General features: G+C 50.8%; 14 protein-coding genes. 9 read left to right on the forward strand and 5 right to left on the reverse strand.

The window, feature by feature from the left end; translation table 11 throughout:
* Nucleotides 1-9: 9 nt before the first annotated feature.
* Nucleotides 10-1098, forward strand: a complete 1089-nt coding sequence (gene apbC / locus CHB59_RS04385; RefSeq protein WP_089375019.1) for an iron-sulfur cluster carrier protein ApbC — start codon at nt 10-12, stop codon at nt 1096-1098.
* 45 nt (nt 1099-1143) lie between these two features.
* Here apbC and pgl read toward each other — a convergent pair whose 3' ends face one another.
* Nucleotides 1144-1851 (reverse strand): 6-phosphogluconolactonase, encoded by a 708-nt coding sequence (gene pgl, locus CHB59_RS04390; protein ID WP_089375020.1) that lies wholly within the window; start codon nt 1849-1851, stop codon nt 1144-1146.
* Between the two features lie 124 nt (nt 1852-1975).
* On the opposite strand from pgl, the gene gnd reads away from it, so the two are divergent.
* From gnd to CHB59_RS04410, 4 genes are all read left to right on the forward strand, one after another.
* Nucleotides 1976-2887: a phosphogluconate dehydrogenase (NAD(+)-dependent, decarboxylating) gene (gene gnd, locus CHB59_RS04395; RefSeq protein WP_089375021.1), complete on the forward strand. Its 912-nt coding sequence runs from the start codon at nt 1976-1978 to the stop codon at nt 2885-2887.
* 69 nt (nt 2888-2956) lie between these two features.
* Entirely contained in the window at nt 2957-4438 is a 1482-nt protein-coding gene (gene zwf / locus CHB59_RS04400) for a glucose-6-phosphate dehydrogenase (protein ID WP_089375022.1), read from the forward strand.
* 103 nt (nt 4439-4541) lie between these two features.
* A complete protein-coding gene (gene dcd, locus CHB59_RS04405; RefSeq protein WP_089375023.1) occupies nt 4542-5108 on the forward strand; it encodes a dCTP deaminase in 567 nt (188 codons plus the stop codon).
* A gap of 89 nt (nt 5109-5197) precedes the next feature.
* Complete coding sequence (locus tag CHB59_RS04410; RefSeq protein ID WP_089375024.1) at nt 5198-7438, forward strand: arginine/lysine/ornithine decarboxylase; 2241 nt, start codon at nt 5198-5200, stop codon at nt 7436-7438.
* Between the two features lie 61 nt (nt 7439-7499).
* Here the strand turns inward: CHB59_RS04410 and CHB59_RS04415 are convergent, their stop codons facing one another.
* Nucleotides 7500-7991: a dihydrofolate reductase gene (locus CHB59_RS04415; protein ID WP_089375025.1), complete on the reverse strand. Its 492-nt coding sequence runs from the start codon at nt 7989-7991 to the stop codon at nt 7500-7502.
* Nucleotides 7992-8131: 140 nt separating this feature from the next.
* Between CHB59_RS04415 and CHB59_RS04420 the strand changes: the two genes are divergently transcribed.
* From CHB59_RS04420 to CHB59_RS04435, 4 genes are all read left to right on the forward strand, one after another.
* Nucleotides 8132-9574: a HAMP domain-containing sensor histidine kinase gene (locus CHB59_RS04420; RefSeq protein ID WP_089375026.1), complete on the forward strand. Its 1443-nt coding sequence runs from the start codon at nt 8132-8134 to the stop codon at nt 9572-9574.
* Nucleotides 9571-10176, forward strand: a complete 606-nt coding sequence (locus tag CHB59_RS04425; RefSeq protein WP_089375027.1) for a hypothetical protein — start codon at nt 9571-9573, stop codon at nt 10174-10176. The genes CHB59_RS04420 and CHB59_RS04425 overlap by 4 nt, the downstream gene beginning before the upstream one ends.
* A complete protein-coding gene (locus tag CHB59_RS04430) occupies nt 10177-11547 on the forward strand; it encodes a sigma 54-interacting transcriptional regulator (RefSeq protein WP_089375028.1) in 1371 nt (456 codons plus the stop codon).
* A 232-nt stretch (nt 11548-11779) separates the two neighbouring features.
* Nucleotides 11780-12193 (forward strand): hypothetical protein, encoded by a 414-nt coding sequence (locus tag CHB59_RS04435; protein ID WP_089375029.1) that lies wholly within the window; start codon nt 11780-11782, stop codon nt 12191-12193.
* Nucleotides 12194-12413: 220 nt separating this feature from the next.
* Here the strand turns inward: CHB59_RS04435 and CHB59_RS04440 are convergent, their stop codons facing one another.
* The 3 genes from CHB59_RS04440 to thrC form a co-directional block, all read right to left on the reverse strand.
* Entirely contained in the window at nt 12414-12935 is a 522-nt protein-coding gene (locus CHB59_RS04440; protein WP_089375030.1) for a PepSY domain-containing protein, read from the reverse strand.
* Between the two features lie 199 nt (nt 12936-13134).
* Complete coding sequence (locus tag CHB59_RS04445) at nt 13135-13929, reverse strand: thymidylate synthase (RefSeq protein ID WP_089375031.1); 795 nt, start codon at nt 13927-13929, stop codon at nt 13135-13137.
* 15 nt (nt 13930-13944) lie between these two features.
* The gene (gene thrC / locus CHB59_RS04450; RefSeq protein ID WP_089375032.1) at nt 13945-15372 is read right to left on the reverse strand and encodes a threonine synthase; all 1428 of its coding nucleotides are present in this window, start codon (nt 15370-15372) and stop codon (nt 13945-13947) included.
* Nucleotides 15373-15377 lie beyond the last annotated feature (5 nt).

Genomic DNA, 15377 nt, shown 5'->3' on the forward strand with positions numbered 1-15377 from the left:
GACTTCTTCATGCCACTTACCGAACTTCAGGTACAGGACGTGCTCCGTACTGTCATAGACCTCAATACCGGTAAGGATTTTGTCAGCAGTAAATCAGTGCGACAGATCACGATCAACGATAACCATGTCGCCATTGATATCGTACTGGACTATCCCGCCAACAGCATCCTGAACGACCTCCGGACACAAATCATAGCAGCCCTCAAGACACTGCCTGATGTAGGCAACGTGTCTGTTGGTATCACCAGCCGCATTGTTTCCCATAGAGTGCAGCCTGGGGTGCAACTGATTCCCAATGTCAAAAATATCATTGCCGTTGCCTCAGGCAAGGGTGGGGTCGGTAAATCCACGACTGCCGTCAACCTGGCATTGGCCCTGGCAGAAGAAGGCGCTCGCGTCGGCATATTGGATGCCGATATCTACGGCCCGTCGCAGCCACACATGCTGGGCATTCATGGTAAGCCCGAAAGCACAGATGGCAAGACCATGACGCCACTGGAACATTATGGTGTCCAGGCCATGTCCATCGGCTTCTTGATCGATATGGACACCCCCATGGTCTGGCGCGGCCCCATGGTCGTCGGTGCCATGGAACAGCTATTGCGTGATACACGCTGGCAAGATCTGGACTACCTCATCGTTGACCTACCCCCAGGCACAGGGGATATCCAATTGACACTTTCGCAGAAAGTGCCTGTCACAGGCGCCATTATTGTTACCACACCGCAGGATATTGCATTGCTGGATGCACGCAAGGGATTGAAAATGTTCGAGAAGGTCAACATTCCCATCCTCGGCATTGTGGAAAACATGAGCACGCATATCTGTTCACAATGCGGTCATGAGGAACATATTTTCGGCTCCGGTGGAGCCGCCAAAATGTGTGCTGACTATGATACGGAGTTACTGGGCAGCTTGCCGCTTGATATCCGTATCCGTGAAGAAACCGACAGCGGCAGGCCTACTGTCGTGGCCGACCCATCCGGGCAGATTGCCGGTATTTACAAATCCATCGCCCGGCGTGCTGCGGTCAAGGTTGCAGCACTCGGTCGGGATCACAGTAGCAAGTTCCCGAATATCGTCATCGAGAAAACCTAGTACTTACAGGGCAATCGAGCCTCAAGATAGAGACTCGATTGCCGATTACAGGTTGACGCCGAAAATAAAAATGTCCACCCCATTTGTCGGCTTGATCAGGCTGGCAGGAATTGCTTCACCACGACGCCAGTTATCCACAGCTTCCTGCTTCCCTGCCCCTGTCACGAAAAACACCACTTCTCTGGCCTGACTCAAGCGTCCGGCACTGATGGACACACGCTCAGGCGGTGGCTTGGGGGCCCCGAAAACGGGTACCGCAGCTTGATTGTCATCCCAGATATGTCCGGGGAACAAGCTGGCAGTATGTCCATCCTCTCCCAATCCGAGCAACACAAGGTCAAACTCCCCGGCATTCTGAAGTATCTGGTTATATGCCTGCGCTGCTGCCTCAGGCCCTTGCTCAGCCGGGATATCGTGGACCTGTGCCGCAGGAATCGCCACATGCTTGAGCCAGGCCTCATGCGCCATCAGGCTATTACGCTCTTCATGCTCTGGTGGCAGGCAACGGTCATCGCCATAGTACACATGCCATTTTCCCCAGTCAGTTTCTATTCCCGGCAGCAGCTGATAGACGCTTTTAGGCGTGCTGCCACCTGCCAACACAATGCTGAAACTGCCTTGCCTAGCGATCGCATTCCGGGCAGCTTCTTCAATATGCCGAACAGCACGTTCATTCAAGGCCTCCTGTGCAGTAAACACTTGCCAGCGGCTGACCTGATTATTAACTACCAAAGATTGCGTTGTATTTTGCATGATATAAAACCTTCACGTTATAATTGCCTAGCTATATGCTGATCTTAATTATCAACTAGGTTCATCTTACCCCAAAAGTCTTACCCAAAAGGAAGATGGCATTCTCCTCATCAAGGAAAAATCAATGAAACTTGCAATGATAGGTCTAGGAAAAATGGGTGGCAACATGACTCGCCGCCTGCTGAAACACGGTATTGAAGTCGTTGGCTTCGATTTCAACGAGGATACCGTTAACCAAATTTCTCTGACCAATGGCATGATCCCGGCTACTTCTGTAGAAGATGCTGTTGCCAAGCTTTCGGGCGAACCCCAGAAAATCGTTTGGCTCATGCTGCCTAGTGGCGAAATCACTGAAAACCAGATCAAGGATCTGGTTCCCCTGCTCAACAAGGGCGATATCATCGTTGACGGCGGTAACTCAAACTACAAGCACAGCCAACGCCGTGGGGCATGGCTGGCAGAACAGGGTATCCATTTCATCGACTGTGGCACATCCGGCGGTATCTGGGGTCTGGAAAACGGTTACTGCCTGATGTACGGTGGTGCCAAGGAAGCTGCTGATATCATTGCTCCGATTGCCAAGGCACTGACACACGAAGATCGCGGCTGGGCACACGTAGGCCCTGTTGGTTCAGGCCACTTCACCAAAATGATACACAACGGTATTGAATACGGCATGATGCAGGCATTTGCAGAAGGCTTGGATCTGCTCAAGGGCAAGGAAGAGTTTGGCCTCGACCTCGCACAGATTACTGAACTCTGGCGTCATGGTTCCGTTGTCCGCAGCTGGCTGCTTGACCTGACTGCTGAAGCCTTGGCTCATGATCAGGAACTCGCTACCATTGTTCCATACGTGGCAGACTCAGGCGAAGGCCGCTGGACGGTTGTCGAGGCAGTAGATCAAGGTGTGGCAGCCCCAGTGTTGACCGTGGCATTGCAGGCACGTTTCAGAAGCCAGGACTCCAAGGGTTATAGCTACAAACTGCTTTCCCTGATGCGCAATGCGTTTGGTGGCCACGCAGTAAAAACCAAGTAAACTTGAACGGGCAAGCCGCTCACGGCTTGCCTTCAATCATCTGCAATCAACTTGATTAGAGAACACTGAATGAAAGTCATCGACCCTTGTACCCTTGTACTGTTTGGCGCCAGCGGCAACCTGTCCCGCATCAAACTCATGCCCGGTTTGTTCCGACTGGATCAGGCCGGTCGCTTGCCTGAAAATATGGCAATTCTGTCCGTAGGTCGTGGCCAGGTTTCCCGCGAGGACTGGCTGGCCGACATCAAGAGCATGCTGGATGCCAAGTTCCCCAAAGGCTATGACCAGGCAGTGTTCAAGCGCTTTATCGAGCGTCATCACTATCATGCCAATCCACCTGATGACGCTACTTCTTTCACTCGCATGAAAGAAACATTGTCCAATGAAGCCATTTTCCCGCAGAATCTGGCCTTCTTCCTGTCCGTGCGCCCTTCTGATTTCGCTACCATTGTGGATCAGCTGGCTGGCGTAGGCCTGACCAAGGAAGATAAATACTGGCGCCGTGTCGTGGTCGAGAAGCCATTTGGCACAGATCTCAAGTCCGCCCAGGAATTGCAATCCTCGATCACCAAGCACCTCAAGGAAAGCCAGGTCTATCGTATTGACCATTATCTTGGCAAATCCGCGCTGCAGAACATCATGTTGCAACGCTTTGCCAATACCATCCTTGAGCCATTGTGGAACAATCAGTACATTGACCATGTGCAGATCACCAATACCGAGCAACTAGGCGTCGGTGAGCGCACCCAGTTCTATGATGCCACGGGCGCATTGCGCGACATGATCCAGAGCCACGTGTTGCAAACACTGGCACTGACTGCGATGGAGCAACCCGCATCCCTGAGTCCCGATGACGTTCGCGCCGAAAAAATCAAGGTGTTGGAAGCCATCCGCCCTATTCCGGTTGATCAACTGGAAAAGAACGCCTTCCGTGCGCAATATTCAGCGGGCGAAGTCAAGGGTGAGCAAGTCCCCGGCTATCTGGAAGAGCTTGGCGACAGCAGCAGCGTGGTAGAAACCTATGCTGCGCTCAAACTGTTCATCGACAATCCACGCTGGCAAGGTGTCCCGTTCTATATCCGTACTGCCAAGCGCCTGCATGAGGCAGATACCCGTATTGCCATCCGCTTCAAGAAAGCGCCGCTGCAACTGGGTAAGGGACAAGAACAGAACTGGCTGATCATCGGTATTCAGCCGCGTGAATGCATCAAACTGGAAATCCAGTCCAAGATTCCAGGACTGGATGTTGCCACCCGCTCGATTGAGCTGGATGGCGCCAACCGTCAGGAAGGCGATGAAACCATTGATGCTTATGAAGCCCTGTTGCTGAACCTGATGGAAGGCGACAACTCGCATTATCTGCATATTAGCGAAGTGGAAGCGCAATGGCGCCTGGTGGACCCAGTCATTGAGGCATGGTCCAAGGATCGCAATCCTGTACACCAGTACCCGGCAGGCAGCAGCGATCCGGAAGCATCCAGAGTGATTTTCGAACACGAAGACCAGTTCTGGCGCTACAGCATCCAGCTGGGCGGCGATAAACAGGCATAAACCTCTATACCTCTGATTCAAGCGTTGTGCGCGGGATGACTGGTCATCATGGCCAGTCATCCCGTCAACTTCGCTTTTTGTCTTTCTAGCGGAAGAATATTACATGAGCATCAAATCCGATAAGTGGATACGCCGTATGGCTGAGCAGCATGGCATGATCGAGCCATTTGAACCCAACCTGGTGCGCGAAGTGCACGGCCAGAAAATCGTGTCCTACGGCACATCCAGCTATGGCTACGATATTCGCTGCGCTGATGAATTCAAGGTCTTCACCAACATCAACAGCACCATTGTTGACCCGAAGAATTTTGATCCTAACTCGTTTGTTGAATTCAAGAATGACTTTTGTATCATCCCTCCCAACTCCTTCGCATTGGCACGCACAGTGGAATATTTCCGTATTCCGCGCAGTGTGCTCACGGTCTGTCTGGGAAAATCCACCTATGCGCGCTGCGGCATTATCGTCAATGTCACACCATTTGAACCTGAATGGGAAGGATATGTCACACTGGAATTCAGCAATACGACTCCCCTGCCAGCAAAAATTTATGCGGGAGAAGGCTGTGCCCAGGTATTGTTCTTTGAATCAGATGAGGTATGCGAAACATCCTATAAAGACAGGAATGGCAAGTACCAAGGGCAGATAGGTGTAACTCTGCCAAAAATCTGACCATCTATCTGAAAACATGATCGTATTAATTACGATCTGGTGTGCTATATTGCGCTTTTTTTAAATCCAGGCAGCCTTCAGGAGGCCTCATGAAATTTCGCTTTCCAGTCGTCATTATTGACGAAGATTTCCGCTCAGAAAATTCTTCCGGCCTGGGCATCCGTGTCCTGGCCAAAGCTATTGAAGATGAAGGTTTTGAGGTACTGGGTGTCACCAGTTATGGTGACCTGACGTCGTTTGCCCAGCAACAAAGCCGCGCATCGGCATTCATTCTGTCGATAGATGATGAAGAATTCATCGAAGAATCGCCGGAAGCGCTGGAGAACCTGCGCAATTTCGTTGATGAAATTCGTTTCCGCAATGAGGAAATTCCCATCTTCCTGCATGGTGAAACCCGCACATCACGCCATATCCCCAACGAAATCCTGCGTGAACTGAATGGTTTCATTCACATGTTCGAGGATACGCCCGAGTTCGTCGCACGCTATATTGTGCGTGAAGCCCGCACCTATCTGGACAGCCTGCCACCGCCGTTCTTCCGTGCGCTCACTCACTATGCAGCAGATGGTTCATATTCCTGGCACTGTCCTGGGCATTCCGGAGGTGTGGCTTTCCTCAAGTCACCTGTTGGTCAGATGTTCCACCAATTCTTCGGCGAAAACATGTTGCGTGCCGACGTTTGTAACGCCGTAGATGAGCTTGGCCAGTTGCTTGACCATACTGGTCCAGTAGCTGCTTCCGAACGCAATGCGGCACGCATTTTCAATTGTGACCATCTCTACTTCGTCACCAACGGCACCTCCACTTCAAACAAGATAGTATGGAATTCCACAGTTGCTCCGGGTGATGTGGTCATTGTGGATCGTAACTGTCACAAATCGGTATTGCACTCCATCATCATGACCGGGGCTATCCCGATCTTCCTGATGCCAACCCGCAACCATTTCGGCATCATCGGCCCCATCCCGAAAGAAGAGTTTTCCTGGGAAAACATTCAGAAAAAACTGGAAGCCAACCCTTTTATTGGCGACAAAACTGTCAAGCCTCGCGTATTGACCATCACACAGTCCACCTACGATGGCGTGCTTTACAACGTCGAGGAAATCAAGGAAATGCTGGATGGCAAGATCGACACCCTGCATTTTGATGAAGCCTGGCTGCCACACGCCACCTTCCATGATTTCTATGGCGATTATCACGCCATTGGCGCCGACCGACCGCGCTGCAAGGAATCCATGGTGTTCTCCACCCAGTCCACCCACAAACTGTTGGCTGGCCTGAGCCAGGCCTCGCAGATATTGGTGCAGGATGCGCAGGATATCCAGCTGGATCGTGACCTCTTCAATGAGGCCTACCTGATGCACACCTCGACCAGCCCGCAATATTCCATCATTGCCAGCTGTGATGTTGCCGCTGCCATGATGGAAGCCCCGGGCGGCACAGCCCTGGTGGAGGAATCCATCATGGAAGCGCTGGATTTCCGCCGTGCCATGCGCAAGGTAGACGAGGAATGGGGCAGTGACTGGTGGTTTAAAGTCTGGGGGCCGGATGACCTTTCCGAAGAAGGCATTGAAGAACGCGCTGCCTGGATGTTGAAGGCCGGTGAACGCTGGCACGGTTTCGGCAATCTTGCCGAAGGTTTCAATATGCTCGACCCGATCAAGGCTACCATCATCACGCCAGGGCTGGATGTAGACGGCGCATTCTCTGACGACATCGGCATTCCCGCTGCCATCGTCACCAAGTACCTGGCAGAGCATGGCGTGATCGTGGAGAAAACCGGTCTCTACTCATTCTTCATCATGTTCACTATCGGCATTACCAAGGGTCGCTGGAATACCATGGTAACTGCCTTGCAGCAATTCAAGGACGATTACGACAAGAATCAGCCATTGTGGAAGGTACTGCCTGAATTCGTAGGGAAGCACTCCCGGTATGAGCGTATGGGTCTCAGGGATTTATGCACGCAAATCCATGAAGTTTACAAAGCCAATGATGTGGCGCGTCTCACAACCGAAATGTACCTGTCCAACATGGTGCCAGCCATGAAGCCAACTGATGCTTTCGCAAAAGTCGCGCACCGTAAGATAGAGCGCGTACTGATAGATGAGCTGGAAGGTCGCATCACAGCCGTGCTGCTGACACCCTACCCCCCTGGCATTCCATTGTTGATTCCTGGGGAGCGTTTCAACCAGGTCATCATCAACTACCTGCGCTTTGCCCGTGACTTCAACGAGCATTTCCCAGGGTTTGAGACAGATGTCCATGGCCTGGTGAAAGAAATCGTGGATGGCAAGGCGCATTATTACGTTGACTGTGTCGCCCACTGATGCCTGAAGCTGGGCCTGCAGACTGATTCTGCAGGCCCAGCAGATGATTGCATGCTATGTGCTATGCCTTGCGTTCGTAAGTCAGGTAACGGAATGGCAACCCCTTGGCACTGATCAATTCCTCACGCCCTGTTTCCTGCCACTCCTGCAAGTCAAATTCCGGTAAAAAAGCGTCGCCAGCAAACTCGGCATCTATCTCTGTAATATAAAGCCGGTCTGCAAGCCTCAATCCCTCCTGGTATAACTCAGCCCCTCCAATCAGGAACGCTTCGTCGTCATCCGCCATGGCAGTAAACTCAATGGCCTGCTCCAGGCTACTGGCGATCAGAGCACCAGGCACCGCATAATGCTGGTTACGTGTCACAATGACAGTGGTTCGGTCCGGCAACAAGCGGTTCAGCGATTCATAAGTCTTACGGCCCATAATGATATGATGACCCGTCGTTAATGCACGGAAACGTTTAAGATCTTCCGGCAAATGCCAGGGCAAGGTGTTATTTAGTCCGATGACGCGGCGATGTGCCACGGCAACAATCAGGGAAAGATTAGCCATGAGGGCTATTATACTTGGACTTGTCACATCTTGGTTTTATAGGACAATGATCACCTGCCCCTCAGAAAATAGATGATTTAAGATAATTATTCCCTTTTTAAACCTGTCATTGCCACACAACGAGAAACGGAAACCCAGCCTTGCAGATTGCCTATCCCAAATCCTTCCTCAAGTTGCTGCTTATTGGCTTTGCGCTTGCAATGCTCCCGCTCTTCTTTGCGTTTGGGAACGCAGCACTTTACCTCGACCGCCTCGCTGCCCAAAGCCGCAATGCAGTGACCCAAGCGGTACAGGCAACACGCGCCAGTCGCGCCCTTGTAGAACAAATCACGCTCATGGAGCGCAGTGCACGTCAATATTTCGTACTGGAAGACAGCAGCCTGCTGGAAAACTATGAGCGTGCCCACGAAAAATTTACAGAATCTTGGCAGGATTTGAGTCACCTGCGCCTGTCCAACATCCAGAAAAACGCATTACACGCCCTCTCTGAGCAAGAACAAACCTTGTTCCAGAACATGATGGGACATCCGGATAACACAAAACTGGCGGCTGAAATTGTCAATCATTTTGCTGAGCTGACGACGCAAGCCCAGGATATCCTGGATGAGAATAATCGCCAGATTGACCGGGAGTCTGCCATCCTGGCAGAAACTGCTGAACGCACCCAGCAAATCATGCTCTGGCAGACCCTGACCCTGATACCAGTTGCGCTATTGGTTGCCGTGATGATTACGTTCCTGGTTGCCCAACCCATCAGGCGCATGGACGCAGCCATTCGCAAGCTGGGTGAAGGTGATTATACGGAACTGATCAGCATTGACGGGCCAGGAGATTTGCGCAATCTGGGAGAACGCTTGAACTGGTTACGCCTGCAATTGACAGAGCTGGATCAGCAAAAACAACGTTTTCTGCGTAATGTTTCACACGAACTCAAAACCCCACTCACAGCGATTCGTGAAGGCAGTGAATTGCTGAATGATGAGGTTGGCGGCACTTTGACGTCTCAACAACGCGAAATTACGGACATCCTGCGTGAAAGCAGTCTGCGCCTGCAGAAAATGATAGAAAACCTCCTGAGTTTCACGGCTGTACAATTTCACACGCCACAACTCAAGCTGGAAGCCGTGGCCCTCGTCCCGCTTGCAGAAAGCATACTGGCAGATTACGCATTGACTATCAGCAGTAAAAACATTGATATCCAGCGCAATTTTTCCCCCTCAGACATTGCAATCATGGGAGACCGTGAAAAAATTCACTCCATTATCGATAACCTGCTTTCCAACGCCATCAAATATACCTTGCCATCCAGCAGCATCCGCTTCTCCATCATGCAGGAGAATGATCATGCCGTCATCCTAGTGCATGATAGTGGCCCCGGTATCATGACGGCAGACAAAGACAGACTATATGATCCGTTTTATCGCGGGGACGATGCTTACCAGAGCCTGGTCAGCGGCAGCGGCCTTGGCCTCTCAATTGCCAAGGAATATGTAGATGCCCATGCTGGTGAAATCACACTGCTACCTTCAAAACACGGTGCCCATTTCCGTGTCACCCTTCCATTGAAAGCCGATAAGTCATGAATCATCAACACTTATATGCTCTGGTGTTTTTCGCATTTTTACTCAGCGCCTGCGCGCACCAGAAGCAACCATTACCCAAGCCTGCCACCAGCACCAGCAGTAATGTCCTTGAAGCAAGCAGCCCCTCCGTGATACCAAGCACGACCAGCGGTACCCAGCAAAAAAGCATACCTATAGTCACATTGCTGGAGTTTGCCAGTGACTTTCCCGAATCATCCCAGGATAGTCAAAGAAAAGAACTGGCCCAAACATTGCAAAAAATCAGCGACACTCCTGACAACCTATACCAGAAGTTTAAGGCTGCCACCATCTACAGTATCCCAGGTAGCAGATTGCGGGATACCGGCAAGGCACAACCCTTGCTTGATGAATTATCACGCATCAAGCACCTGAACAAAGCAGAGTACGGGCTGCTGGCTATATTGCGAGAGCATGCCAGTGAAACTACCAGACTTAACCAGCTTATCCGCGAAGAACAGAAACGTGCAGAAGAAAACCAGCAGAAAGCCACGAACTTGCAACGCAAACTGGACGAATTAAAACAAATTGAGAGGAGCATGATGCAGAAATCGCTGAAAGATTCCAATCGGAGCAACAAGTAAATGACTGAAGTAACAAAGAAAATTCTTACAGTAGATGATGACCCGGACATCCTGACACTTCTGGGTATGAGATTAAAAGCAGCTGGCTATCAAGTCATTGCAGCAAGTAATGCGGAAGAGGCACTGTCGCAAATCGCCATCAGCAGGCCGCATCTGGTCATTACTGACCTGCGCATGCCAGGTATGGACGGCCTGACGCTCTTCGACACTATCCACAAATCCGATCCTGCCCTTCCCGTCATCATGATCACGGCCCATGGCTCGATTCCAGATGCAGTCGCTGCTACTCAGCGCGGTGTATTTGGATTCCTCACCAAACCTTTTGACAGTAAATCCTTATTGCAGCAAGTGGAAACTGCATTGCGTGTTGGTACCAGCGCTCTGCATTCAGATGCAGATGATGCCGATATCGAATGGCGCCAATCCATCATTACACGCAGCCCCCAGATGGAAAACTTGCTGGGCCAGGCAAAACTCATGGCCATCTCCGATGCCAGCGTCTTTATTCAGGGCGAAAGCGGAACTGGAAAAGAGCTGCTAGCACGTGCCATTCACCATGCCAGCCCTCGTCGCAACCAGCCATTCATTGCCATCAACTGCGGTGCCATTCCAGAGGCCTTGCTGGAATCAGAACTGTTCGGCCACAGCAAAGGAGCGTTTACGGGCGCACTGCGCGATCATAAAGGACTTTTCCAGACTGCAGATGGCGGCACCTTATTCCTGGATGAAATTGGCGACATGCCACTTCCCCTACAGGTCAAATTACTGCGTGCCTTACAGGAACGGGCCATCCGGCCTGTTGGGTCGAGTAGCAGCATCAGCATTGATGTTCGCATCATTTCTGCAACCCATCGCAATCTTGCTGAAGAAATGAAATCCGGCCGCTTCCGTGAAGACTTGTATTACCGGATCAATGTAGTCGGACTCGATATTCCGGCCCTAGCTGCACGCCGCGAGGACATTTCTCTTCTCGCCAATAACTTCCTGAATGAGCTGGCGACAAAATACCGGAAAAAACTCAATGGCTTTGCGCCCGAAGCCATGGAACTGCTCATCGCAGCCCCATGGCCAGGCAATGTACGGCAATTACAGAATATCGTGGAACAAACTGTCGTACTGTGCACCACGCCATTGATCCCGGTTACCCTGGTACAGAAAGCCTTGCAGGAAGATATTGGCGGCATCGTGCCATTTGAAATAGCACGCAAGAACTTCGAGCGTGATTACCTGGTAAAACTGCTGAAAGCCACTAACGGTGGAGTCACGCAGGCGGCACGCCTGGCTCAGCGCAATCGCACCGAGTTTTACAAATTGCTGCAACGCCATCAACTCACCCCTGCTTTATTCAAGAACGATCCCACCACTCATTAATGTCTCAAACTAGAGACGATAAAAATATTTATCTTTCAATAAGTTAAACAAAACCCTTCAGGTATGTCTCAGATTGGAGACACGCCTGAAGATGCAACACTTAACACAAATAATAATAACATTTTGATTTATATGATCTTTTTATATCTGGCACACTTCTCGCTTTAATTCATGTCAAGTTTCCTGTTGGTCTGTATAACAGCAAATCAATAGTCGAGAATTAAATTTAAAGATGACATCGAATACCAATAAAACTCATCCTATGGTTCTAGTCGCTGCAACAGTGCTGACTGTGTTCAGTGTGCTTGGTAGCGCCGTTGTCACCAGCTTGACTCCTGCAAGGCATGACCTTGCACAGATGCCGTTAACAGACCCCAATGCTGCATCCGTTATCAGCAACACCCTCAATTCACAGGGTAGTACTACTATTGCTTGTACTGAATGCGGGACGATCATTTCTATCAATGAAATTGATGACAATACGAATGATGTAAGTAACGCTGAACGCAAGTTGCTTTCAACGACCTACATCATCAAAGTGAAAATGAGAAACGGCAGTTTACAGACCGTTACCCAATACAACACGCCACGCCACGCTGTGGGTGATGCCGTCAGGCTTCAAAGCGGACGCCTGGTAAATGCGTAATTAGACTTATAGCAGGCCTTTATCCTCCCCGAGAAGGTCTGCTTTTTTTATTCTGACCCGATCCTGCCTTGTCGTGGGAATTGGGTTGTAGCAGTAGTAATAGATTGATTTTATAAAAAATTATCAGGTGTTAACCGCATAGCAATACGGAATCACCAGATACAATAAATAAAAAAAACGCTCCCGAAGGAGCGTATCGACTGTCCGTCCAGTCAGAAAATTATTCTTTACCGATTTGGTAGAACTCTTGGTGAGATTCCACAATCTTACCACTAGTTGCGTCAACTTCCACCTTAATTTCTTTTCCATCCTTGGTTTTGATGTCGAATTCATAACTTGCAGCACCATCCTGCTCAATTTCGTATTCAACTTCAATGATATCGCCTGGATAAGCAGCCAATGCTGTTTTACGCGCATCTTCTTCGCTCACCGTGGCTTTTGCCTTGAACAAAGGATGGTCAGCGGATTCAACTTCCTGCTCCACTTCCACGATCTTGCCAGTATTGGCATCACACTCTACATCCCAGGCAGTTCCATCAGCTGATTCAATATCAAACTCATAAACAGGCTTCTTGCCTTCCAGCTTATACTCCACCTTGATTATAGTGCCTGCTTTAGCCTGCAATGCAGCCTGCACACAGGTTTCCATACCAGCTTTATTTTTGGGAAATGCATCTGCCAATGCCACTTGGCTACCTGCCAGCAATGCCAACGCACTGATACTTACACTGATCTTGTTCATTTTTATATCTCCATAGCATCATTATTGATGAGCGGATTATATATGATTCACATGATTCAGGTAATTATCCCTATAAATTAGGGAATCTTTCCCTATATTTTTTGGGAAATATTCCCTAACCAATCTCGCATCATTGTATTTTATGCAGCAATTAAGCATTCTGCTGCGGAAGAAACCACAATGGTTGACGCCATGTCTTTTAAACCGCGACAGGTGCCTTGATGGCAGGATGTGATTGGTAATCCTCCAGCGTAAAATCCTCGAAGCGGAAGTCGAAAATATCCTTCACCTCTGGGTTGATTTGCATGACTGGTGAAGGATAAGGCGCGCGCGATAATTGTTCTTTCACCTGCTCGAGGTGATTAAGGTAGATATGCGCGTCACCCAGAGTATGTACAAAATCACCCAGCTTAAGGCCGCATACCTGCGCTACCATCATGGTCAGCAAGGCGTAAGAGGCAATATTGAATGGCACGCCGAGGAAGATATCGGCGCTGCGCTGATAAAGCTGGCAGGAAAGCCTGCCGTCCGCCACATAGAACTGGAAGAAGGCATGGCAAGGTGGCAGCTTCATCTTGTCCACATCGGCCACGTTCCAGGCTGAGACGATCAAGCGACGTGAATCAGGATTACGCTTGATAGCAGCAATCACTTCGCTGATCTGGTCGATATGTCCGCCATCCGGCTTGGGCCAGTTGCGCCATTGATAGCCATAGACCGGGCCAAGATTGCCCTGCTCGTCCGCCCACTCGTCCCAGATGGTGACGCCGTTTTCCTTGAGATAGGCAATATTGGTACTACCTTGCAGGAACCAGAGCAGCTCATGGATGATGGATTTCAGGTGCACCTTCTTCGTGGTGAGCAGTGGGAAGCCCTCAGCCAGGTTGAAGCGCATCTGGTAGCCGAACACCGACAGAGTGCCGGTGCCGGTGCGGTCTTCTTTCTTGTGGCCGTGCTCCAGTACGTGGCGCATCAAGTCATGATAGACCTTCATGGCATTTCTCCAGTATCAGATATGATCAACAATGAACTGCTTGATGGCTTCTGCATCAGCTTCCATCACTTCAAAACGCTGCGGCAGGGACTCCAGTCCGTCCAGGCTTTGTGGACGTTCGGGCTTATGTCCCAGCGCCTCGACAATCGCATCCTCGAACTTGGCCGGTAAGGCAGTTTCCAGCACCAGCATGGGCACTCCTGCCTCACGCTGTTCCTGCGCCACCTTGAGGCCGTCCGCAGTATGGGTATCTATCGTGACGCCATAACGCTCATGCGTGGCCTTGATAGTCTGCATGCGGTTGGCGTGGTTGCTGCTGCCGGAAACGAAGCCGTAATCCGCCACCTTGGCAAACCAACCGCCTTCGTTGAGGTCGAAACTGCCGCCTGTATCTACCTTGCCCCAGAGTTCGCGCATCTTGGCCGCATCACGCCCCACCAGGTCAAACACAAATCGCTCGAAATTGGATGCCTTGGAAATATCCATGGAGGGACTGGAGGTATGGTAGGTATTGGCGGAGCCGCGCGGACGATAGACACCAGTCTTGAAGAATTCGTCCAGCACGTCGTTTTCATTGGTTGCTACCACCAGCTTGGCAATCGGCAGGCCCATCATACGCGCGATATGCCCGGCACAGACATTGCCGAAGTTGCCGGAAGGCACAGCAAAGCTGACTTTCTGTGCATTGTCCGTGGTCACGGCGAAATAGCCCTTGAAGTAATACACCACCTGCGCCGCCACGCGTGCCCAGTTAATGGAGTTCACTGCACCGATCTTGTTCTTTGCCTTGAAGGCATGATCATTGGATGCTGCTTTGACAATGTCCTGGCAATCATCGAACACACCCTTGACCGCGATATTGAAAATATTGTCGTCCTGCAGACTGAACATCTGCGCAGTCTGGAAACGGCTCATTTTCTGGTGTGGCGAAAGCATGAACACCTTGACGCCCTTTTTGCCGCGCATGGCGTATTCCGCCGCAGAGCCAGTATCGCCGGAAGTCGCACCAAGGATGTTGGTAGTCTCACCTTTCTGCGCCAGCACATATTCAAACAGGTTCCCCAGAAGCTGCATCGCCATATCCTTGAACGCCAAGGTCGGGCCGTTGGACAAGGACAAAAGATAGAGATCATCCTCCAGCTTGAGCGTAGGCGTGATGTCCTCGGCATCCTGGCCGGAACGCGCATAGGCATACACATCGGCGCGATAGGTCTTGTCCACAATCGTACGCAGGTCTGTCGCCGGAATGTCATCTACCAAACGCGAGAGTATGGTGAACGCCAGATCGCGGTAGTTCATGCTGCGCATCGCATTCAGCTCATTCTGGCTGAAATGCGGATATTGCTCAGGCAGGTACAGGCCGCCATCGGGAGCCAGGCCACCGAGGAGGATTTCACTGAACGACAATGCGGGCGATTGCCCGCGGGTGGAGATATATTTCATGCAAA

Origin of the sequence: Methylobacillus rhizosphaerae, assembly GCF_900187985.1 — a bacterium.
GTDB classification, from domain to species: domain Bacteria; phylum Pseudomonadota; class Gammaproteobacteria; order Burkholderiales; family Methylophilaceae; genus Methylobacillus; species Methylobacillus rhizosphaerae.

Coding starts and splice junctions, on each gene's coding strand:
- apbC (WP_089375019.1), top strand. CDS start 10: ATGCCACTTACCGAACTTCAGGTACAGGACGTGCTCCGTACTGTCATA.
- pgl (WP_089375020.1), bottom strand. CDS start 1,851: ATGCAAAATACAACGCAATCTTTGGTAGTTAATAATCAGGTCAGCCGC.
- gnd (WP_089375021.1), top strand. CDS start 1,976: ATGAAACTTGCAATGATAGGTCTAGGAAAAATGGGTGGCAACATGACT.
- zwf (WP_089375022.1), top strand. CDS start 2,957: ATGAAAGTCATCGACCCTTGTACCCTTGTACTGTTTGGCGCCAGCGGC.
- dcd (WP_089375023.1), top strand. CDS start 4,542: ATGAGCATCAAATCCGATAAGTGGATACGCCGTATGGCTGAGCAGCAT.
- CHB59_RS04410 (WP_089375024.1), top strand. CDS start 5,198: ATGAAATTTCGCTTTCCAGTCGTCATTATTGACGAAGATTTCCGCTCA.
- CHB59_RS04415 (WP_089375025.1), bottom strand. CDS start 7,991: ATGGCTAATCTTTCCCTGATTGTTGCCGTGGCACATCGCCGCGTCATC.
- CHB59_RS04425 (WP_089375027.1), top strand. CDS start 9,571: ATGAATCATCAACACTTATATGCTCTGGTGTTTTTCGCATTTTTACTC.
- CHB59_RS04430 (WP_089375028.1), top strand. CDS start 10,177: ATGACTGAAGTAACAAAGAAAATTCTTACAGTAGATGATGACCCGGAC.
- CHB59_RS04435 (WP_089375029.1), top strand. CDS start 11,780: ATGACATCGAATACCAATAAAACTCATCCTATGGTTCTAGTCGCTGCA.
- CHB59_RS04440 (WP_089375030.1), bottom strand. CDS start 12,935: ATGAACAAGATCAGTGTAAGTATCAGTGCGTTGGCATTGCTGGCAGGT.
- CHB59_RS04445 (WP_089375031.1), bottom strand. CDS start 13,929: ATGAAGGTCTATCATGACTTGATGCGCCACGTACTGGAGCACGGCCAC.
- thrC (WP_089375032.1), bottom strand. CDS start 15,372: ATGAAATATATCTCCACCCGCGGGCAATCGCCCGCATTGTCGTTCAGT.